Annotated in this window: 20 protein-coding genes and 2 riboswitches; of the genes, 8 read left to right on the top strand and 12 right to left on the bottom strand. The window is 68.5% G+C overall.

Annotated elements, in window-relative coordinates:
* Positions 1-171 precede the first annotated feature (171 nt).
* Together BO226_RS15605 and BO226_RS15600 are read right to left on the bottom strand one after the other, a co-directional pair.
* Positions 172-1,677 carry a PepSY-associated TM helix domain-containing protein gene (locus BO226_RS15605; RefSeq protein WP_071935604.1) on the bottom strand — a complete coding sequence of 502 codons (1,506 nt, stop codon included), beginning with the start codon at positions 1,675-1,677 and terminating at the stop codon, positions 172-174.
* Positions 1,678-1,985: 308 nt separating this feature from the next.
* Positions 1,986-2,504: a hypothetical protein gene (locus tag BO226_RS15600; protein ID WP_006552955.1), complete on the bottom strand. Its 519-nt coding sequence runs from the start codon at positions 2,502-2,504 to the stop codon at positions 1,986-1,988.
* A gap of 224 nt (positions 2,505-2,728) precedes the next feature.
* Positions 2,729-2,856: riboswitch (cobalamin riboswitch) on the top strand.
* A 227-nt stretch (positions 2,857-3,083) separates the two neighbouring features.
* Between BO226_RS15600 and BO226_RS15595 the strand changes: the two genes are divergently transcribed.
* The 4 genes from BO226_RS15595 to BO226_RS15580 are packed head-to-tail and all read left to right on the top strand — an operon-like array spanning position 3,084 to position 7,139.
* Positions 3,084-4,151, top strand: coding sequence for an ABC transporter substrate-binding protein (locus BO226_RS15595; protein ID WP_071935603.1), 1,068 nt, complete (start codon positions 3,084-3,086; stop codon positions 4,149-4,151).
* A gap of 8 nt (positions 4,152-4,159) precedes the next feature.
* Positions 4,160-5,245 (top strand): FecCD family ABC transporter permease, encoded by a 1,086-nt coding sequence (locus tag BO226_RS15590; protein WP_197481858.1) that lies wholly within the window; start codon positions 4,160-4,162, stop codon positions 5,243-5,245.
* Positions 5,242-6,312, top strand: a complete 1,071-nt coding sequence (locus tag BO226_RS15585) for a FecCD family ABC transporter permease (protein WP_006552952.1) — start codon at positions 5,242-5,244, stop codon at positions 6,310-6,312. Before BO226_RS15590 ends, BO226_RS15585 begins: the two co-directional genes overlap by 4 nt.
* Positions 6,309-7,139 (top strand): ABC transporter ATP-binding protein, encoded by an 831-nt coding sequence (locus tag BO226_RS15580; protein WP_071935602.1) that lies wholly within the window; start codon positions 6,309-6,311, stop codon positions 7,137-7,139. Before BO226_RS15585 ends, BO226_RS15580 begins: the two co-directional genes overlap by 4 nt.
* 179 nt (positions 7,140-7,318) lie before the next feature.
* Here the strand turns inward: BO226_RS15580 and BO226_RS15575 are convergent, their stop codons facing one another.
* The 9 genes from BO226_RS15575 to BO226_RS15535 all read right to left on the bottom strand — a co-directional run bounded on the left by BO226_RS15575 (position 7,319) and on the right by BO226_RS15535 (position 13,546).
* Positions 7,319-7,672, bottom strand: coding sequence for a DUF7676 family protein (locus tag BO226_RS15575; protein WP_198040558.1), 354 nt, complete (start codon positions 7,670-7,672; stop codon positions 7,319-7,321).
* Positions 7,669-8,316 (bottom strand): (2Fe-2S)-binding protein, encoded by a 648-nt coding sequence (locus tag BO226_RS15570; protein ID WP_033096198.1) that lies wholly within the window; start codon positions 8,314-8,316, stop codon positions 7,669-7,671. The genes BO226_RS15575 and BO226_RS15570 overlap by 4 nt, the downstream gene beginning before the upstream one ends.
* Positions 8,309-8,680 (bottom strand): hypothetical protein, encoded by a 372-nt coding sequence (locus BO226_RS15565; RefSeq protein ID WP_198040557.1) that lies wholly within the window; start codon positions 8,678-8,680, stop codon positions 8,309-8,311. Before BO226_RS15565 ends, BO226_RS15570 begins: the two co-directional genes overlap by 8 nt.
* Positions 8,677-8,937 carry a hypothetical protein gene (locus BO226_RS15560; RefSeq protein WP_071935601.1) on the bottom strand — a complete coding sequence of 87 codons (261 nt, stop codon included), beginning with the start codon at positions 8,935-8,937 and terminating at the stop codon, positions 8,677-8,679. Before BO226_RS15560 ends, BO226_RS15565 begins: the two co-directional genes overlap by 4 nt.
* A gap of 1 nt (position 8,938) precedes the next feature.
* Positions 8,939-9,406 carry a hypothetical protein gene (locus BO226_RS15555; protein ID WP_071935600.1) on the bottom strand — a complete coding sequence of 156 codons (468 nt, stop codon included), beginning with the start codon at positions 9,404-9,406 and terminating at the stop codon, positions 8,939-8,941.
* Positions 9,407-9,446: 40 nt separating this feature from the next.
* Positions 9,447-9,568: riboswitch (cobalamin riboswitch) on the bottom strand.
* Between the two features lie 18 nt (positions 9,569-9,586).
* Entirely contained in the window at positions 9,587-10,414 is an 828-nt protein-coding gene (locus BO226_RS15550) for a glycosyltransferase family 2 protein (RefSeq protein WP_071935599.1), read from the bottom strand.
* A complete protein-coding gene (locus BO226_RS15545; RefSeq protein WP_071935598.1) occupies positions 10,411-11,403 on the bottom strand; it encodes a glycosyltransferase in 993 nt (330 codons plus the stop codon). Before BO226_RS15545 ends, BO226_RS15550 begins: the two co-directional genes overlap by 4 nt.
* On the bottom strand, positions 11,400-12,479 hold the full coding sequence (locus BO226_RS15540; protein ID WP_071935597.1) for a glycosyltransferase family 4 protein: 1,080 nt from the start codon (positions 12,477-12,479) through the stop codon (positions 11,400-11,402). The genes BO226_RS15545 and BO226_RS15540 overlap by 4 nt, the downstream gene beginning before the upstream one ends.
* Positions 12,476-13,546, bottom strand: a complete 1,071-nt coding sequence (locus BO226_RS15535; protein WP_071936468.1) for a glycosyltransferase — start codon at positions 13,544-13,546, stop codon at positions 12,476-12,478. The genes BO226_RS15540 and BO226_RS15535 overlap by 4 nt, the downstream gene beginning before the upstream one ends.
* Before the next feature lie 189 nt (positions 13,547-13,735).
* On the opposite strand from BO226_RS15535, the gene BO226_RS15530 reads away from it, so the two are divergent.
* A complete protein-coding gene (locus BO226_RS15530) occupies positions 13,736-14,314 on the top strand; it encodes a TerD family protein (RefSeq protein WP_006552942.1) in 579 nt (192 codons plus the stop codon).
* Between the two features lie 86 nt (positions 14,315-14,400).
* Here BO226_RS15530 and BO226_RS15525 read toward each other — a convergent pair whose 3' ends face one another.
* Positions 14,401-15,054 (bottom strand): hypothetical protein, encoded by a 654-nt coding sequence (locus BO226_RS15525; RefSeq protein ID WP_024101848.1) that lies wholly within the window; start codon positions 15,052-15,054, stop codon positions 14,401-14,403.
* Between the two features lie 252 nt (positions 15,055-15,306).
* Here BO226_RS15525 and BO226_RS15520 point away from each other — a divergent pair, with 252 nt between their 5' ends.
* The 3 genes from BO226_RS15520 (at position 15,307) to yczR (ending at position 19,778) form a co-directional block, all read left to right on the top strand.
* Positions 15,307-16,596, top strand: coding sequence for an adenylosuccinate synthase (locus BO226_RS15520; RefSeq protein WP_071935596.1), 1,290 nt, complete (start codon positions 15,307-15,309; stop codon positions 16,594-16,596).
* 128 nt (positions 16,597-16,724) lie between these two features.
* Complete coding sequence (locus tag BO226_RS15515; protein WP_071935595.1) at positions 16,725-18,263, top strand: alkaline phosphatase D family protein; 1,539 nt, start codon at positions 16,725-16,727, stop codon at positions 18,261-18,263.
* 33 nt (positions 18,264-18,296) lie between these two features.
* Entirely contained in the window at positions 18,297-19,778 is a 1,482-nt protein-coding gene (yczR, locus tag BO226_RS15510) for a MocR-like transcription factor YczR (protein ID WP_071935594.1), read from the top strand.
* Positions 19,779-19,811 lie beyond the last annotated feature (33 nt).

The raw sequence follows: 19,811 nt of genomic DNA, 5'->3' as shown, positions 1-19,811 counted from the left end.
GCAGCGCCGACTATACAAGGATCGCCTTCTTCCTCGGCGTGCGTGGGCTCGACGACGCTCTACCAAGTCCGGAATGCGTTCCTCTGTATACGAACTCGGGAGTGTGAGGATTGCCCGGTCGGCTCGGATCCGGTGGCAGGATCCGAGCCGCCGGGCCGGAGACAGCGAGACTCAGCCGGTCGCGGAGGTCCCCTCGGGGGAGTGCTCGGGCGAACGCCGGCGCCGCAGCAGACCGACCGCGACGTCGACGAGCAGGAATGCGAGCAGGCTCAGTCCCAGCAGCGGAGCGAACCACCCGACGGTCACCGCAGCAGCGACCACCGCGACGACGGTGACCGGGTGCAGGCGTCGCCACGTCCCACGCAGCGGTGGGCGCGCCACCCGGCGCGATCCGCGGGTGGGGCGACGCTGCCACCACAGCTGGTAGCCGCGCACGATGACCGTGCCCAACGCGACCGCGAGAGCGAGCAATACCAGCTGGTTGAGCAGCCCGAACAAGATGCCCATGTGCAGGGCGATGCCCCAGGTGGTGAGCTGGGCGGCCAACGGCCAGTCCGCGAACGTGTTGGTGGCGGTCACCGCCCCGGTGGCCGGGTCGATCGCGACCGCGTCGGTGACGAACTGCCAGGGCTGGCGGGTTTCGGTGACGGTGACGGCAGTGTGACCGTCGGCCGGGATGCTCATCTCGACGTGTTCGGTCACCCGATGCTCGGCAGCGGCGGCAAGGACGCGGTCCAGAGCGCCGACGTTGCGATCGAGTGCGCCCGTATCGGTAACAGCGGCAGTATGGCCGTCGTGGCCGTCGTGTCCACCGTCTGCAGGCGCGGTGTCCGAGACGCCGAGGGTGGTATCGAGCGTCGGGGTGGTCCAGCTCAACGCGGTACGCAACTCGCCCACATTCGCCCCGGCATATGTGGACCAGGTCAACCCGGTGGCCGACAGGAAGATCAAGCCGACCGCGATCCACAGGCCGGTGGTGCCGTGCCAGCCGAGGGTGCGGTTGCGGCCCCGCGCGCCGCGGTCGAAGGTCAGCAGTCGCGCCGACTGCCGGGTGCGGGTGCGCTGGGTGCGGTAGCGCTGCACCCACAGGTACACCCCGCCCAGAGCGATGACCCACAACCAGGAGGCGGCCAGTTCGCTGTAGATCCGGCCGGGCTCACCCAGATGCAGGTGCCGGTGCAGCTGGGAAATCCAGGTGCGTACCGGCAGCGCGCTGCTACTGCCGTAGACCACCGACTGACCGGTCGACGAGGCGGTCGCGGGATCGATGAACACGGCAGTGCGCTCGGATTCACCGAGGGACGGATCGGTGAACAGCACCCGGGTGGTCTCACTGACCTCGGATGCGGGGCGTACCGCTGAGACGGTCAGGTCCGGGCGTAGCTGCTGGGCGGCGCGGACCTGCTCGGCGACCGGCAGTGCCGGACCGGTGGAATCGACGTGCAGCAGGTCGCGGTAGAGCACCTGTTCGAGGGTCGGGGCGATCGCGTAGAGGCCCCCGCTGATCGTCGCGATCAGCAGGAACGGGGCCACCAGGATCCCGGCGTAGAAGTGCAGCCGCATGATCAGCGGCCGCATGCTGCGCGGCGGTGAAGAATCCTGCGCCGCAGACCGGGCGGGCTCGGCGGCGGAACTGTCCGCGGCGATGGTGCCGCGGTCGAGTTCGGGAACGGACATGAGTGTGTCTCGATTCGGCTGTCGTGAGGTGCTCACCGTGTGCGCGTTTCTCGGCGGTGTCCGTGCAGGAGCACGGGCACCGCTGGAGATGCGGTCGGTGAGGCGACCGTCAGGAAAGGCGGGCATCGAGGGGACTTGGCAGATCGAATCCGGTCGATGCCGCTGAGGGCACGCACGCCATACACTCGGCACCCCAGCACGGGGCGAAGGCAGGACGGCGGAAGAAGAATGTCGGACCCACCCGTCGGCGATCGCGTGCTCTCCCGCGCCGGGGACGGCGCAGCAGGCGGATCGGGTAGGAAGGCCGACTACGCCGCGGTCGGCGGTCCGCGGGTACCGGCGGCGGCGCCGGCCAGCAACCACAACGACAGCGTCGCCCGATAGAGCGGGGTCGCCGACCAGACCACGGTCTGCGCAGGCGGGACAGAAACGAGCACCAGCATCACGCGGGTGAACGCCCCCAACACGTGCAGGCACGCACCTTCGACGGCGCGCACCGCAGCGGCGGAGACCGCAACAGCGGCAAGGTGGGCGGCGATCATCGCGGGCGACAGTTCCAGCCCGTGCGCGTGGTCGTCGACCACCGAGAGGGTGGTGTGCCCGACCACCTGTCCGGCAGTCAGTGCCGCGAGGAGAAACACCCAGTTCCGATCGCGCACGGTGACGGCGGCGACCGCGGCACCGACGCCGGCGCACGCCGCCAGCAGCAACACCACCGCCGACTGGCTCGGCGGCATCCCGCCACCGGCCACACCATGGGCGGCGATACTCACCGCCCCCGACACCGACCCCACGGCAGCACCGCGCACCTGCGCAAGCACCGGCATCCGTGAGTCCACGCCGCGAGGATAGCGTTGATTCCCCTCGGGTCTCTTCTCCGGTGCCGGGACAGGGCCGGGCGATGACGTCGGTCTCCCGCACAGCGGTGGTACCGGCGTCGAACAGGACACAACCGCTACGCCGTTCGAGTGGCGTTGCGCCACCACCGACCTGCACCGCCCCCGGCTCCTACTTCGGCCGAGCCGGGAATTCGGGCATGGTCGGCTCCTGCTAGCCTCAGTTCGTCCATCACGATGGGATCCGAGGAAGCCGGTGTGAATCCGGCGCGGTACCGCCACTGTGAGCGGCGCTTCGACAAGCGTCTGCGAGCCAGATACTCACCCCATTCGTACCTTTCAGCATCGGGGCGGCCTACCCCGAGAAAGGCTGCGCGAAGCCGTGCACCCATCTCTCTCCCATTCTGTCTCCGCTGTACCTCCTCGGCGTCCGGATCCTGTCGAAGGGCGCGCCATCGCGATCGCCCACGCACCGGGAATCAGTGATCAGGTCGCTGCGACCCGCACCTTCCATGCCTTGATCCGGCCCGAGTGCCGATTCCCCCAGCGCATCGAAAGGACGGCCGTCGCATGACTCCGCTGAACCGTCGGACGCTGACCGTCGCCGCCGCATGTCTGACGCTGATCAGCGCGAGCGCATGTGGCGCAGACGAGGAGAACGCCGCGTCGGCCGACTCCATGACCGTCGAGAACTGCGGGATCGACGTCACCGTGGAAGCGCCACCGGAACGCGTGTATGCCGCCTACCAGCCGGCCATCGAGATTGCGCATGCGCTGGGCATCAGCGACCGCCTGATCGAGACCGCCTTCCTCGATGCTCAGGTGTTGCCCGAGTACGCAGATGCCCAGGAGCAGGTGCCGTACGTCGAGAAGCTCCCCAGTCGTGAGGCGCTTCTGGCCACCGGGCCCGACTTCATCCTGTCGGGGTACAACAATGTGTTCACCGAGGACGGCGCCGGCGACGAGAGCTTCGGCACGCGGGCGAGTCTGACCCGCCTCGGCATACAGAGCTGGATCCTCAGCCCGCTGTGCCCCAGCGCGGACGGACTGTCGGACGAGGCGATCGACCCCGCCACCGTGAGCGTCGAGACGATCTATGACGACCTGCGCGACCTCGGGGCCCTGTTCGACGTCGAGGAGCGCGCCGAGGAGGTCATTGCCGATCAACAGCAGCGCATCGCGGCGGTCGACCAGGTGCTGGCCGGGGCGGACCGCCCGAGCGTCGCGATCGTCCTACTCGATGAGGGCGGTGGCATCCGCGTCGCCGGTGGCATCGACTTCGGTACCCGGATCATCGCGCAGGCCGGGGGCGTGAACGCCTTCGCCGACCTCGTCGAGCGACGCCACGTCGCGATCGACCTCGAAGAGCTGATCCGTCGCGACCCCGATGTCATCTTGACCAGCACCTGCTGCGACGCCTCCTATACCCGTCAGGACGGCGCCGAGGAGGCGCAGACGATCGTGCAGAACCCGGCGCTCGCGGGCCTGTCGGCGGTGCAGAACGGTGCCGTGCATCCCTTCCTGTTCGCTGACCGCGCCGCCGGAGTCCGCATCGCCCATGCAATCGAGCTGCTGGCTTCGCTGCTGCACCCCGACCTGGCCATCCAGGACGAGACCGGACAAGACGGGGGCGAGTGAGGTAGGCGGTGACGACGGCGGCAACGACCCCGGAGCGGTCTGCGGACGGTCCGGCCCCGGCTGCCGGCGCGCCTGTCGTGCGTTCCGGCCTGCTGAGCGGCAACCGTACTCGCCTACTCGGGCTCGCGGTGGCCACGGCTGTTCTGGTGGCCGTGACCCTCGGCTCGGTCCTGCTCGGCACCCTGCCGGTCGGCCTCTCCGACGTGGTCGGGGCCGTTACAGGTTCGGCGGACAGTGACGTCGAGCGTGCGGTGCGATATATCCGCATCCCGCGGACCGTGACCGGATTGCTGGCCGGGATGGCGCTCGGCCTCGCCGGCGTGGTGATGCAAGGTCTGACCCGCAACCCCTTGGCGGGACCCGGACTGTTGGGCATCAACGCCGGCGCGGCGCTGGCGGTGGTTTCGGCGATGGTCGGTCTCGGCATCACGAGCGCTGCCGGTTACGTGTGGTTCGCCTTCGCGGGAGCTGCGGTGGCCGCCGTCTTCGTCTACATGCTCGGCTCGCTCGGTCCGGGTGGTGCCACGCCGGTGAAGCTCGCTCTGGCCGGGTCGGCGTTGACCGCGCTCCTGGGCGCGGTCACCACGATGATCACCCTCCAGGACGCCTCCACGATGGAGGACTTCCGCTATTGGGTCGTGGGATCGTTGACCCGTTCGGACAGTGACGCTTTGGCCGCGGTAGCGCCGTTCATCGCCGTCGGTGTCGTCCTGGCTGTTGGCCTGACCCGCGCGTTGAATGCTCTGGCTCTGGGTGAGGATCTCGCCCGCAGCCTCGGTGCCCGTGTGTGGGTCGACCGCATCGCGGGGGCTCTCGCTGTGGTTCTGCTTGCGGGTGGCGCCACCGCTATCGCAGGTCCGGTCGGGTTCATCGGGCTCGTGGTACCCCACATCGCGCGGATGATCACGGGCTCGGACTACCGCTGGGTGCTCGCCTGGACCATCGTGCTCGCGCCCATGCTGCTGCTGATCGCCGACATCCTCGGACGACTCCTGGTCCAACCCGAACAGCTGCAGGTCGGGATCATCACCGGCCTGGTCGGCGCCCCGTTCTTCCTCTACCTGGTCCGCAACCGCAAGGTGGTCGGCACATGAGTTCGCCGGTGCGCCGCGGTCCAACCCGCGACACGCTCCTGGTGGCCCCGCGAGGTACCCCGGTCTCCTTTCGGATCAGCCGCTCCTCGGTGCTGCTCACCGTCCTCGCCGGCGTGGCCGCCGTTGCGGTCGCCACGGCTTCCTTGGTCCTCGGGGTGTACCCGATCTCGGTTTCCGACGCCGTCACCATCGTGGGAGGCGGAGGCACCCTCATCGAGCGCGAGGTCGTGCTGGGCGACCGCCTGCCCCGGGCACTGACCGGGCTCGGTGTCGGCGCGGCTTTTGCGCTCTCGGGGGCCATATTGCAGCGCATCGCCGCCAATCCGCTCGTCAGCCCCGACATCATCGGCATCAATTCCGGGGCGGCGATGGGCGCATTGACCGTGCTGCTTGTCGTGGGGGGCAGCGGTCTGCAGCTCGTGTTCGGTGCGCTGGCCGGCGCGGTCCTCGCTGCGCTGATGATCGTGCTCATCGCTTACCGGCGCGGTCTGCACGGCTTCCGGCTGGTGCTGGTCGGGATCGGTGTCGCGGCGATGCTTTCCTCCGCTATCTCCTATCTGCTCACCCGTTCCGACATCCACCGAGCCATGAGTGCCGCTGCCTGGCTGACCGGCAGCCTGGCCAATCGGAGCGGGCTGCACGTGACCATCATTGTCATCGCGCTGGCGGCGACGGTCCCGGTCCTGATCGTGGAGTCGCGGCACCTGCGGCTGCTCGAGCTCGGCGACGATCTCACCCGCACCCTGACCGGAGCCGGTCAAGGCCGCAAGGTGTTGTTGCTGCTGATTGCAGTGGTCCTCGCCGCGATGGCGACCGCAGCTGCCGGACCCATCGGTTTCGTCGCGCTGGTGGCGCCGCAGATCACTCGCCGCATCCTCGCCGAGCGGCAGATCGGCCTTGCGCCCTCTGCCGCCGTCGGCGCCCTTCTGGTGGTCGGCGCCGATCTGGCGGGCCGTTCGATTTTCGCGCCGTCGGAGATGCCCGTCGGAGTCCTCACGGCGATCCTCGGAGCGCCGGTCCTGCTCTATCTCCTCGCCCGCGCCCACCGCATCGGAGCCGCCGGATGACACCACAGCCAGCACACGCGATCCGGTCGGTCTCGTTGACGACCGAGCAGCTCAGCCTGGGCTACGGATCCTCGCTGATCGTCGACCAGGTGAGCACGAGCCTGCCTGCCGGCCGTATCACGGCGATCGTCGGACCCAACGGGTGCGGCAAGTCGACGCTGTTGCGGGGCCTGGCCCGCCTGTTGTCGCCGCAGCACGGCCGAGTCCTTCTGGACGGTACCGAGCTCACCGAGATGCCGGCGCGCACGCTGGCCCGCGCCCTCGGTCTGCTGCCGCAGCAGCCCCTTGCCCCGGACGGCATCACCGTCGCCGATCTCGTCGGCCGGGGCCGTCATCCCCATCAACGGTGGTTCCGACAGTGGAGTGCCGAAGACGAGCGGGCGGTGGCTGCCGCACTGGCGGCGACCGGCGTCGACCAGCTGGCCGAGAGCCCGATCGAAGAACTGTCCGGTGGCCAACGCCAACGCGTGTGGATCGCGCTGGCGTTGGCCCAGGATCCCGAGATCATGCTGCTCGACGAGCCCACGACCTTCCTCGACCTGGCCCATCAGATCGAGGTGCTCGATCTGCTCGCTTCCCTCAACCACCGGCTCGGACGCACCATCGTGCTGGTGTTGCACGATCTCAACATGGCCAGTCGCTATGCCCATCACCTTGTGGCGATGCGAGCGGGGACGCTGGTGACCGCCGGACCGCCCAGCGAAGTCATCACTTCCGAGATGGTGCGCGACGTCTTCGGTGTGGAGGCCACCGTGATCACCGATCCCGTCGCAGGCACACCGCTGGTCCTGCCCCACCGGTCGGTCGACATCGAGGCCGCCCGGTGACCGGGCGCGTTCTGCCTTCGCGGACGGACCGCTCCGCGCCGGACCTCGGTCGGCGCCCGGCTTCACACTCATGTGTGTCGGAAGCCCCTACCTGTGCGATCGCGTGGATCGGGTTCCAGCCCCAGAAATTCCGCGGATGCGGTCCCACGCCTCGAGGTGTTCCCAGACCGGTTCATCGGTCAACTGTTCGGTGTTGGTGAGTAACGGGGTGGGAGCATGATCGTGAGCATCTGCTCGTCCCGGCTGTTGAACATGCGCAGCCCCCATGAGGTGACGGTGTCGTCCCTGCCGATCCTGCGGTACAACTCGGCGCGACCGCAGCGGCGGATCCGACCGAGTTCCGGCCCACTCGCGGTGTGTTCGCCGATGCAGAGAGGGAAGTGCCACCGATCGAAGTCGACGGTGACGTACCCGTCGTACATCCCGATCTTCTTCGGTGCGTTCGGGGCCGCGACCTCCAGTGCCGAGCCTTCGATGAGCAGACCGAACCACATGTCGTTCCAATAGTTCTCGGGATCGAACACGACTGTCACGGCATCTCCTTCGAGCGGTCGTCCGGCGGGGTGGGGAAGACGCAGTCGCCGCAGACCCCGCCGGTGGGTGTGCGGTAGTAAAGACAGCAACTACGGCGACGGCCGGTCGCCGGGTCCACAGTGTCCGCCAGACGCGGATCGGACAGAAGGTCATCGACGAGAGGCTGTGCATCGGAACCGATCACCCGACCGGCACCGATCAGAGCGGATGCCGCGTTGCCCCACAACAGGCCGGCCGCGACCACGTCGCGCCACGCATGGACGAGAGGTTCGATCTGCCGGTCGAGGACTTCCGTCACGATGTCGTCGCCGAATCCGGGTTCGGTGATGTGCAGGTGCAGTCCGGCGTCGTTGCGCCACAGGAGTTGCTCGGGATCGAGCCGGATGCATCGTCCGGAGTCGACGACGGAACCGATCGCCACCGACCACACGCGTGCGACGTATCCGAAGAAGAGGGTCGATGCCGCCACGCGCGGTTCGTCGGTGTCCATCCGCGCGGCAGTATCGGCCACCAGAGCGTCGCGGGTCGCGGGGTCGGCCAGATCTGCGGTGGGACGCCATCTGTCGTCGGCAGGTCCGGTACTCACGCGGAAGTACGGGCTCCATACGGCGATTCGCTCGAGAACCCCGATCGCATCAGACACGGCTGTCCTCCGCTTCCAGGTCGAACACCATCCTACGAGGACCGAACCGCATGCGTCCGCGATCGAACGCCGCTCCGATACGGCCGGATTCGGCGAGAGCAGCGGGAGTGTCGCATGTCAGTGTGCGATCTGCTTCGAGCAGCCACATCCGGTCGGACACCCGTAGTGCGAGTTCGAGTTCGTGGGTGGACATGACGACCGCCAGATTCTGCTCGCGCGCCAGGCGTCCGAGCACGTCGACGAGTTCACCCCGTCGAGCAACGTTCACCTTCGAAGCGATCTCCGTGACCGTCCTGCCACGGAAGGCACGACGACGGGCGTGGCCGATGGTCAGATCGCGTAGTTCCACGCCGGTGGAGGTCACAGTGCCGCTCCCAGTGTTCCACGCCGTGAACGAATCAGGACGGCGATGACCACGGGCGCCCCCACGATGGCCGTGACGGCATTGAGGGGGAACACGGTGGCCCCGAGCGCCGCGGCGATCACCACACCGGCGCGGCCGAGTCCGGCCAGCCCCGCGGTGAACCCGCCGACGCCGCCACCTACGAGCCAGGTCGGGGCGTCGGCCGCCTGCGCGACCACGGCTTCGAAATAGAGGGGAAGGGAACCGGTGGTCGTCACGTCAATCGATGCGCCCGATCACGGCGGCGTCGGAGACGTACGAACCGTTCGAGACGCCGGTGAGCGCATCGAGCTCGTCGAGTTCGGTCACCAGTGGTAGATGGGTGGTCGAGCCGGAGTACAGGCTCGTGATCGGCACCTGGATCTGCGGGGCCGCGGCCAGATCGCCCGACAGCTCCGGGGCAGGTGCACCGCACTTGACCAGCACGTACGACTCCGGCTGTGCACCCGTGAACGGCTCGTCGACGGTAAGCACCTGGTAGCTCTTCTCGTAGGTGATCGAGAAGTTCTCGGCGTCGACGATCTCGGACTTGTCGGGAAAGTAGTCGACCGAAGCATCGAAGTCGGTGATGCACTCGTCCGAGGCGGCGTTCTCGGTGTCGGAACCCGCCGTCGAACATCCGGCGAGCAGAAGGCTCGCGGAGGTCAACGCGACAAGGAGCTTCGGGAAGGCTGCGCGTACACGCATGGCGATGACACCCTCTCTCGGGGAAGTCCGCCCCGGGCAAGGAGGTACGGCGACGTGAGTATCTGGCTCCCGGAGATCGCTCTACCGGTCACAGTGGCGGGACCGCGCCGGAATCACACCGACTTCCTCGTGCGTCGTCGCAATGACGGTGCCGAAATTAGCACACGGAACGAAAAGTCTTCACGGGCCGGTCGTCCGCACCTTCGTCCACCGCTGCGTGTCGGGGTCGAAGGAGACGAGTCCCGTCCGCTCGAACTCGTCGAGCCACCCCCGCATCGGCCACCACCCCCAACGCTGGTGGAACAGCGCGGCATTGGTGAGGATGTCGTCGAGATGCCCGACCGGCGGGCTCGACACCGGGTGGTACTGGTGGAAGGCGTGGGCGCCGCCGACCCAGGCCATCGGGACTCCGGCACGGGCGGCCTTCTGTCCGAAATCGGTGTCCTCGCCGCCGTATCCGCTGTATGCGGTGCAGAACCCGCCGATGCGGTCCCACACGAGCGACCGGGACGCGAACGACAGCGACCAGAACAATTCGTGTCTATCGTCCAGCACGATCTCACCCGAGGAGGGGAACGGACGGGCCGGATGCGGATCGATCGCGTCGCCCAGCCGGTCGAGGTCGTAGCCGTCGGCGCCCGGTTCGGACAGATAGGTGACCGGACCGTTGAGCAGCGCAGCCGGGTGCCGGCCGGCCGCCTCGGCGTACCGTTCGATCAGGTCGGGAGCCGGAATGCAGTCGACGTCGAGGAAGACGAGCAGATCCGACGACGCCGTCCGCGCGCCCAGATTCCGTGCCTCTCCGACCGGCAGTTTTGCGGAGTCGACGTCCATCTCCACTACTCGCGCCGACGAGCCGGCTGTGGCGACGACCTCCGTGACCTCCGGGTCACCCATCGCGACAACGATGTGCTCGTCGGGTGTCCGGGTGCTGCGTGCGAGGCCGTCGAGTTGGCGTCGCAGATGCGTGCCGCGACCTGCGGCGACCGTGACGACCGAGACGGTCACGATCGCTCCGCCAGGTCGTCCAGGATCGCCGCCGCGCGCGCCGCGGCACCGTCGACCTGCCAGCGTTTCCATTCGACGGGGTCGAGGCCGCGTGCTCGCTCGATCAGTTCGGGCCAGCGGTTCGGGTCGGGCCACCCGTCGAGACCCACCGCCAGTTCGGCCTTCTCCAAAGCAGTTGCGGTGGAACGCTGTTCGTCGAACGGACGGGGTTCGGCGATCACGACCGCAGGTCGCGCGGCGGCCGCGATGTCGGCGACGGTGTTCTGGCCCGCATGCCCGATCACGACGTCGGCGCCGGTGAGGACGGGCCACGGATCGTCGACCCACGGGCCGCCCGCGACACCGAGACCCTCCCACACGTACTGGGGGTAGCGCGACGAGAACCGGTGCAGATCGTCGACGGTGATCGACGATCCGCCGCTGCCGCTCATGACGAGGACCCTCGGCTTCTCACCGGCTGTGCGGGTGGGAGACGGGCGTCCGTCGAAACGGCTGATCCCGCCGACGTACGAGGTGGCGTACGAGCGCAGCCAGTGCGGATCGTAGACGTCCTGCGACCACGGTGCGATGAGATGGTCGGCGACGCGATAGGCCAGCGTGTGGGCGGTATCGGTGCGCTCGCCCGGCATCGCGAGCACCACGACGGGGATCCCGTACAAGCGGGCGAGGAGCGTCACCTCCACCGACACATCCACTACCAGCAGGCTCGGGCGGGTCGCGGCGATCCACGACCCCAGCGCGTGCATGCGTTCGCGGAGACCGTCGTCGTGGGTGGGAACCCAGTGGAGGACGTCGTGGGCCGTCGTGTCCTGCGCGGTGTCGACGGCGAGGTCGTCGCGGGGGAGCAGCACGACGTCGTCGAAGGCGTCGGCGGCAGTGCCGAGCGGCGCCGACGACAATGCCGTCACCGGCGTCCGCAGATCCGCGCAGATGCTGCTCGCGCGGGTCCGGTGTCCGTGCCCGTGATGATGGATGTAGTAGCCGATCATGCCGCTCCCGCGAGTTCCCGATACAGCGAGACGTAGGCATCGACCATCGTGCGTTCCGAACAACGCTCCTCCGCGCGGGCTCGGGCGGAGGCACGGGACAGACCGACAGCGCGGGGTACCGCCTCGGCCAGGCCGTTGATGTCGTCCGGCGCGACCAGGCATCCGCTGCTCTCGTCGACGACCTCCGGGATGCCGCCGCGCGCGAAGGCCACCACGGGTGTCCCGCATGCGAGGGACTCGGCGACGACGAGCCCGTACGGTTCGTCCCATTGCGGGGTGATGAGTGCTGCTGCCGAACGTCCCACCGTGGCAGCGAGATCCGGCTGGGAAAGATGACCGAGATAGATCACGTCGGGACCGAGGAACGGTTCGACGTGTTCCGCGAAGTACCCCCGGTTGCTGATCGGGCCCGCGATCCGCAGCCGGTAACCGACCCGGCGCGCGGCCTCGATCGCGAGATGCGCGCCCTTCTCCGGCACGAGGCGGCCGAACCAGATCAGATCCTCACCTCCCGAACCGACCGGCCACGCTCCGAGATCGACACCGTTGGGCACGACCGCCACCGGACCGGGCGTGACGTGTTCCCAGGCCGTCGCGGTGTGCCGGCTGACCGCGACGAACGTGCCCGGGCACCCACCCGGAGTCGCCATCGCCGACTCGAGCCACGGCGTCGGCGGCGTGTGCAGCGTGCAGAGCAGCGGGGTGTGCAACATGCGGGCCATCGCTATCGGCAGGTAGTGCAGGCTGTGGTTGTGCACGACGTCGAAGGCATCGGCGGACGGTCCGGCGAGATCGAGCATCAGCGACAGGTAGGCGTGGTGGTCGCCGAGGAAGCCGTTCGCCGGGGGCATCGACACGTCGCTGCGTGCGAGTTCGCTGACCTCGAAGGACGGCACCTCGAGGAACGAGGCCGGAAGTTCCGGATCGGATCCCGGTGCGGCGAAGAGCGTCACCTCGTGGCCGTCCTTGCCGAGCGCGTGGGCGAGATGCCATACGTGCGCTTCGAGTCCGCCGGCGAAGGGCTGGCGGATCGGATATCTGTTCGACGCGATTAGTGCGATGCGCAACGGCGTCATGATCCGCTTCGGCTGCTCATCGCGCGCAGGTAGATATCGCGATGGGCGCGGGCCAGCGCGCGACGTTCGTCCATACGTTGCGACCAGTCGGCTCGCGGAAGATCCCTGCTCTCGTACAGTTCTCGCACGCAACGATCGAGCGAGTCGGCGTCGAAGATGTCCTCGTCGTAGGTGTACACCCCGCACCGACGCTGCTCGCCGTAGAAGCCGCAACTCGGCGCGATCACAGCGGTGCCGAGGTCGAAACACGCCTCGAGCCAACCCGAATGGGTTCCGAAACGGTAGGGCAGCACCGACACCGACAGATCCGCGAGGTACTGCCACAGTTCGTCGTCGGAGAAGTACGGATGCACCCGCACGTCCACCTGGGGTTGCTCGCCGTACTGCCGGATGCGGGAACCGGCTTCCGGGTTGTACCAGTACGCATTGTCGGGATCGAAGATCTCGTCGTGCACGTTGATCTGCAACACCGCATCGGGTAGCGAGCGCACGGTCTCGGCCAGCGTGTCGAGCACCGGGAACAGATCCATGTTCGCGCGCAGGCTCTTCGCGTGGACTCCCACGACGAACGGACTTTCGTCGCGACGCGGTCGCTCGAGCCAGTGCTGTTCGACGACGTGCGGATGCGGCAGGACCGTCGCCTCCCGGCTCCAGCGCAGACGGATCCGCTCGGCGGCGCCCGGCGTGAGGGTGATCAGTTCGTCCGCGGCCGGAATCAGCACGTCGAGTTGCTTGTGGTGCTCACCGGGGGTGGGGTGGTGCGGGTTCCGCAGGTCGTGCACCGTGTACACGAGAGGCTTGTCGTGCTCGGCGAGTTCGGCGACGACGTCCTGCAGCTGCTCCGCGCCGATCGCGTCGAATCCGAAATGGATGTGGAAGACGTCGAATTCCTCGTGGTGGTCGCTCACCCAGCCCGGTTCGAGCATCAACGGCGGCCACCAGCCCCCGGGAACCTTGCGGCCATCGGCGGGAACCGGATCCGTCAACCGGATCACGTCGTCGCCCTCCGGGCAGGCGAGGTGCCGGACGTAGACGTGCGACGCAGGCACCGACGCGACTCGAATCACCACAACCGACCCTCTTCTCCCTCGCGCGACATTCGCCGTACACACCGAAAGGCCGGGAACGCCGTCCCCGGCCATCGTCCGGTGCCCTGCGGCTACCCCCGCGGGACGGCCATCACACGTCCCTGCCCGACTCGTCCGGTCTTCACTAGGGTGGCGGTAGGCAACGATCATCGAGCGAGAGGATTCGGTATGGGTGTGAGCTTGGCCAAGGGCGGCAACGTTTCGCTGTCGAAGGAGGCTCCGAACCTGACGGCGGTGACGGTGGGTCTCGGCTGGGACGTGCGCGCGACGACCGGCGCGGACTTCGATCTCGACGCCAGTGCACTGCTGACGAGCGAGAACGGCAAGGTCCTGTCCGACCAGCATTTCGTCTTCTACAACAACCTGCGTTCGCCGGACGGCTCCGTCGAGCACACCGGCGACAACCTCACCGGTGAGGGCGAGGGCGACGACGAGAGCGTGAACGTCGACCTCGTCGCTGTTCCCGCGGAGGTCAAGTCGATCGTCTTCCCGGTGTCGATCCACGACGCCGACGCGCGGGGCCAGTCGTTCGGTCAGGTGCGCAACGCGTTCATCCGCGTCGTCGACCGCGCCGACGGCCGGGAACTCGCCCGCTACGACCTCACCGAGGATGCGTCCACCGAGACCGCGATGGTCTTCGGTGAGCTGTACCGCCACGGTGGCGAGTGGAAGTTCCGCGCCATCGGCCAGGGCTACGCCTCCGGTCTGGCGGGCATCGCACGGGACTACGGCGTCAACGTCGGCTGAGCCCGACAGGGGTCAACGTCGGCTGAGCCCGACAGGGGTCAACGTCGGCTGAGCCGACAGGGGTCAACGTCGGCTGAAGATAGGTTTCAGCGGACGAGCTTCCACTTCTTGTCGTGCCGGTAGAAGGTCGACCGCTTGAGAGCCCGGGGGTTCGCGACCCCGTCGCGGGTGACGACTGCGGCGGGGGAACCCAACTGCATGGCCCGGCCCGTCAGCCACTTGTAGCCGCCGAACCAGCGCGGCCGGTCGATCGCGGCCCGCAGACCGGGCATCGCGGGTGTGGGTTCGACGCGGATGCCGGGCACCGTGCCGGAGAACAGGCGGGTGTCATCGACGTAGGCCTCCCCGACGAGCGCATCGCCGTTCTCACCGCACAGCAGCGCACGGCCGACGAGGGCGATACCGGCGTCGTCGCGGATGAGCGGCAACGGCTTCGCGACCCCCTGCAGGGCGACGGTGGCGGCCTTCGACCCCGTCCGCAACCCGTACGCCTCCGTGGCCGGGGTTCGTGTCTCCGGGACGTACGCGACCTCCAGGTCGAGGCGTTCGGTGCGCATCAGCCGGGTGACGGTCGCGGCGAACGCCGCGTCGTTGCCTACGAGGATCAGACGAGGGTCCTCCACCGACTCGAGATGCGCGAAGACGTCCTCGAAGTCGTCCTTCTCGGGGAGGGCAGGCGCAGACAGTGCGGTCACGGGGGTCAGCGCCAACGGCAATGGCACGTCACCGCATCTGAGCACTACCGGGGTCAACGGGTCTCCTCGAGGGGTCGGGTTCGTCGGGCTCTCGGCTGCGTCCACTGTAATGGGAAGGCGGTGGGGGAGGGCGGCGGCGACCCGCCACCGCGCGCCGCAGCTCCGGCGCTTCTGCAGTCCCGTCATTCGCGCTCGTCGGAGGGTGGACTACACTGTGGTCCCGGCTGCTGCCCGGTTGGGCAGGACCCTGCAGGCGAGACCGCCCGCACGTAGACACCTGCCTGAGGAGAGCGCGACATGCCGGCAATCGTCCTGATCGGAGCCCAGTGGGGCGACGAGGGCAAGGGCAAAGCTACCGATCTACTCGGCGGACGTCTGCAGTGGGTCGTGCGCTACCAGGGCGGCAACAACGCCGGTCACACGGTCGTGCTGCCCAACGGCGACAAGTTCGCCCTGCACCTGATCCCGTCGGGCATCCTGACGCCCGGCGTCAACAACGTCATCGGCAACGGTGTCGTGGTGGATCCGGGTGTGCTGCTCACCGAGCTCGAAGGCCTCGAGAAGCGCGACGTCGACACGTCCCGTCTGCTGCTCTCGGCCGATGCGCACCTGATCATGCCGTACCACGTGGCCATCGACAAGGTCACCGAACGCTTCCTCGGCAAGAAGAAGATCGGCACCACCGGACGCGGTATCGGCCCCTGCTACCAGGACAAGATCGCCCGCGTGGGCGTGCGGGTCGCCGACGTGCTCGACGAGAAGATCTTCACCCAGAAGGTCGAGGCCGCACTGGAATTCAAGAACCAGGTGCTCGTCAAGATCTACAACCGCAAGGCGCTCGACCCGCAGCAGGTGGTCGACGAGGTCCTCACCCAGGCCGAGGGTTTCAAGCACCGCATCACCGATACGCGCCTCGAACTGAACAAGGCGCTCGAGCGCGGCGACACGATCCTCCTCGAGGGTTCGCAGGGAACGCTGCTCGATGTCGACCACGGCACCTATCCGTACGTGACGTCGTCCAACCCCACCGCCGGCGGCGCCGCTGTCGGTTCGGGTATCGGCCCGGCGAAGATCTCGACGGTGCTGGGCATCCTCAAGGCCTACACCACCCGCGTCGGCTCGGGTCCGTTCCCGACCGAGCTGTTCGACGACCACGGCGCCTACCTCGCCAAGCAGGGTGGAGAGGTCGGTGTCACCACCGGTCGCGCCCGCCGCACGGGATGGTTCGACGCCGTCATCGCCCGCTACGCGACCCGCGTCAACGGCATCACCGACTACTTCCTCACCAAGCTCGACGTGCTGTCGGGTCTCGACACCGTGCCGATCTGCGTCGGCTACGAGGTCGACGGTGTGCGTATCGACGAGATGCCGATGACGCAGACCGACGTGCACCACGCCAAGCCGATCTACGAGGAGATGCCGGGCTGGTGGGAGGACATCACCCACGCCCGCACCTTCGAGGAGCTGCCGAAGAACGCGCAGAACTACGTGCTGCGTCTCGAGGAGCTCTCCGGCGCCTACATCTCCTGCATCGGTGTGGGGCCGGGCCGCGACGAGACGATCGTCCGACGCGACGTCATCCGCTGACGGGGTAGTTCCCGGCCCGCGCCGATTCGTCGTCGGACGGGCGCCGATCCCTCACTGCATGTTCACCGACGGTTCGCACGGACTGTGCACGCTCGTCCCGCACAGTCCGTCGGACCCCGGGGAGAACCATGTACGTGTCCCGTCGAACCCTGCTGCGCACCGTCGCGCTCGGAGCCCTCGCGGCTCCGGCGGTGGCGTGCTCGTCGGGAAGTTCCGTTGCAACGCCGAGCCTCGTCCGTGAGCGGCCGATCCTCACCCACGGTGTGGCCACCGGCGATGTGCGGGCCGACGGGGCGCTCGTGTGGGCGCGCTCGGATCGACCGGCGCGGCTCGTCGTGGAGACGGCGGCCACCGAATCCTTCACCGATCCCGTCCGGCACGTGGGTGGTCTGCTGACGCCCGAGACGGACGGAACCGGCCGACTGCGGCTGACGGGACTGCCGGCCGGCGAGCAGGTGCACTATCGTGTCGTCCTCGAAGGCGAGGACGGCGCCACGTCCGAGCCGGTGACGGGTCTGTTCCGCACCGCCCCGACCGCACCCGGCGACATCAGGCTGCAGTGGTCCGGCGACACCGCCGGTCAGGGCTTCGGTATCAATCCCGACATCGGTGGGATGACGATCTTCGACACGATGGCCCGTCGCGACCCGCACCTGTTCGTGCATTCCGGCGACGTCGTGTACGCCGACAACCCGCTGAAGGAGACCGTCGAGCTGCCGGACGGCCGGATCTGGCGCAACATCGTCACCGAGGCCAAGAGTGCTGTGGCGCAGACCCTCGACGAGTACCGCGGCCAGTACGCCTACAACCTCATGGACGAGAACTATCGGCGGTTCAACTCCTCCGTCGCGCAGATCGTGCAGTGGGACGACCACGAGACCGTCAACAACTGGTACGCGGGTGAGATCCTGGATCTCGAGCAGTACACCGAGAAGAACGTGGACGTCCTGGCGGAACGGGCTTTCCGTGCCTTCCACGAGTGGCTCCCGCTCGATCCGGCGGAGGCCGTCGACGGACGCATCCACCGGGTCGTGCGGTACGGACCGCTGCTCGACGTCTTCGTACTCGACATGCGGACCTACAAGGACGCCAACGGCACCAACGTCGGCGCGGCGGGGCAGGTGCTCGGCAGCGCGCAGACGCAGTGGCTCATCGACGAACTCACCCGTTCGACCGCCACCTGGAAGATCATCGCCGCCGACCTGCCGATCGGCCTGGTCGTACCCGACGGCGATACGGCCTTCGAAGGAATCGCGAACGGGGACAACGGCGCTCCCTCGGGCCGGGAATCGGAGATCGCGCGGGTCCTGTCGGCGGTCGAGGCGCGCAGGATCACCGGCACCGTGTGGTTGACCGCCGACGTGCACTACACGGCCGCGCATCACTATTCGCCGGACCGCGCCTCGTTCACCGACTTCGACGAGTTCTGGGAGTTCGTCTCGGGACCGCTCAACGCCGGTGCTTTCGGACCCAACGAGCTGGACGGGACGTTCGGTCCCGAGGCCATCTTCGTGCACGCGCCCCCGGCGGCGAACACCTCGCCGATGGACGGATATCAGCACTTCGGTGAGGTGTTCATCGACGGCGCGACGAAGCAGATGCGGGTGGAGTTGCTCGACTCGCGAGGGACGGTCCTGTTCCGTCAGGTGCTCGATCCACCGGCCTGATCCCGCCCGCGCGATGCGGGGCATACTGGATCGGTGATCACTCGAGCGATCGGAGCCGTGTCGCTCGTCCGCGACCTCGGGAACTGGCAGGATTCGGGGCAGTCGCATCCCCGTCGCTCCGCTCGCCCCGATCCCAGACCCGCCTACCGGGCGCTCGCGGACAGCATCCGCCTGCTCGTGCACGACGGCCGCGTCCCGCTCGGGGTCGCCCTGCCCAGCGAGCGCGAACTCGCCGCGGCGCTGTCGGTGAGCCGCACCACCGTCGCGTCCGCCTATGCGGCGCTGCGGGAAGAAGGCTATCTGCGCAGTCGGCAGGGTGCCCGCAGCACGGTCGCCGTGCCCGCTCGCCGGGGCGCGGAGAACACCGGGTCCCGGATGCCGATCGGCCCGGCGATCGATCTGAGCAACGCCTCGCTGCCCGCGCCGGCAGCGGAGATCGAAGCGGCGTATGCCGCGGCGCTGCGGTCGATGTCGACCTATCTGGACTCGCACGGCATGGAACCGATAGGGGTGTCGGTGCTGCGCGAGGTCATCGCGCGCCGCTACCGCGAGCGTGGACTGCCCACCTCGCCCGACCAGATCATGGTCACCTCCGGGGCGCAGCACGCGATGCGCCTGCTGCTCGGTGTGCTCGACGACCCCGGCGACCGGGTGGTCGTCGACCACCCCACCTATCCCAATGCGCTCGAAGCGATCCGCCGCTACGGCGCGCGCCCGGTGCCGGTTCCGGTGCGCCCGGAGAACGGCCCGCACGGCGGCTGGGATCTCGACGGTGTCGCCAGTGCCGTCCGGCAGACCGCGGCGCGCACCGCCTTCCTCGTCCCCGACTTCCACAACCCCACTGGCCTGTGCCTCGACGAGGACGGCCGCGCCGAACTGGCCCGCATCATGCGCGATACGCGGACCACGCTCGTCGTCGACGAGTCGATGGTCGATCTCTGGCTCGACGCCCCGCCGCCGCCTCCCGTCGCAGCCATGCCTGCCGGCGCGTCGGTGGTGACGGTGGGTTCGACGGCGAAGTCGCTGTGGGGTGGCCTGCGGGTGGGATGGATCCGCGCCGACCGCGACACGATCGTCCGGCTGGCCGGGGCACGGACCGCGGTCGACCTGGGCACGCCTGTCATGGAACAGCTCGCGGCCGCGCATCTGCTCTCCGAAGTCGACGAACTGCTCGAACGTCGCCGCGCCGCGTTGAGGGAACGACGCCGTGCGCTGTGCGCAGCCTTGGACCGGCGATTGCCCGACTGGGAGTACACGCCGGGCCAGGGCGGGATGTCGTTGTGGGCACGGATGCCCGAGCCGGTGTCGACCTCGCTGGCTGCCGCCGCGCCGTCCCACGGTGTGCTGCTCTCCGCCGGTCCGCGCTTCGGTGTGCAGGGCGCGTTCGAACATTTCGTGCGCCTGCCGTACACGCAGGATGTCGAGGTCCTCGACGACGCCGTCGAGGCGATGGCCGCCGCCTACGAGCAGGTCGCCTCCGGGCGCACACCCGACGAGGCGCGGCTCGTCGTCTGATCCTGTGCGCCAGGACGATCGTCGGAGCGTCGG

The sequence above is a fragment of the Rhodococcus sp. 2G genome (assembly GCF_001886355.1).
Lineage (GTDB): Bacteria > Actinomycetota > Actinomycetes > Mycobacteriales > Mycobacteriaceae > Rhodococcus > Rhodococcus pyridinivorans.
Note: the sequence above shows the minus strand (reverse complement) of the source record. Positions and strands in the feature narration are given on the sequence as shown.

What these genes read in the sequence shown, in the direction of transcription:
- BO226_RS15605 (WP_071935604.1), bottom strand. Translation starts at nt 1,677, where the DNA reads ATGTCCGTTCCCGAACTCGACCGCGGCACCATCGCCGCGGACAGTTCC.
- BO226_RS15600 (WP_006552955.1), bottom strand. Translation starts at nt 2,504, where the DNA reads ATGCCGGTGCTTGCGCAGGTGCGCGGTGCTGCCGTGGGGTCGGTGTCG.
- BO226_RS15595 (WP_071935603.1), top strand. Translation starts at nt 3,084, where the DNA reads ATGACTCCGCTGAACCGTCGGACGCTGACCGTCGCCGCCGCATGTCTG.
- BO226_RS15585 (WP_006552952.1), top strand. Translation starts at nt 5,242, where the DNA reads ATGAGTTCGCCGGTGCGCCGCGGTCCAACCCGCGACACGCTCCTGGTG.
- BO226_RS15580 (WP_071935602.1), top strand. Translation starts at nt 6,309, where the DNA reads ATGACACCACAGCCAGCACACGCGATCCGGTCGGTCTCGTTGACGACC.
- BO226_RS15555 (WP_071935600.1), bottom strand. Translation starts at nt 9,406, where the DNA reads ATGCGTGTACGCGCAGCCTTCCCGAAGCTCCTTGTCGCGTTGACCTCC.
- BO226_RS15545 (WP_071935598.1), bottom strand. Translation starts at nt 11,403, where the DNA reads ATGATCGGCTACTACATCCATCATCACGGGCACGGACACCGGACCCGC.
- BO226_RS15540 (WP_071935597.1), bottom strand. Translation starts at nt 12,479, where the DNA reads ATGACGCCGTTGCGCATCGCACTAATCGCGTCGAACAGATATCCGATC.
- BO226_RS15530 (WP_006552942.1), top strand. Translation starts at nt 13,736, where the DNA reads ATGGGTGTGAGCTTGGCCAAGGGCGGCAACGTTTCGCTGTCGAAGGAG.
- BO226_RS15520 (WP_071935596.1), top strand. Translation starts at nt 15,307, where the DNA reads ATGCCGGCAATCGTCCTGATCGGAGCCCAGTGGGGCGACGAGGGCAAG.
- BO226_RS15515 (WP_071935595.1), top strand. Translation starts at nt 16,725, where the DNA reads ATGTACGTGTCCCGTCGAACCCTGCTGCGCACCGTCGCGCTCGGAGCC.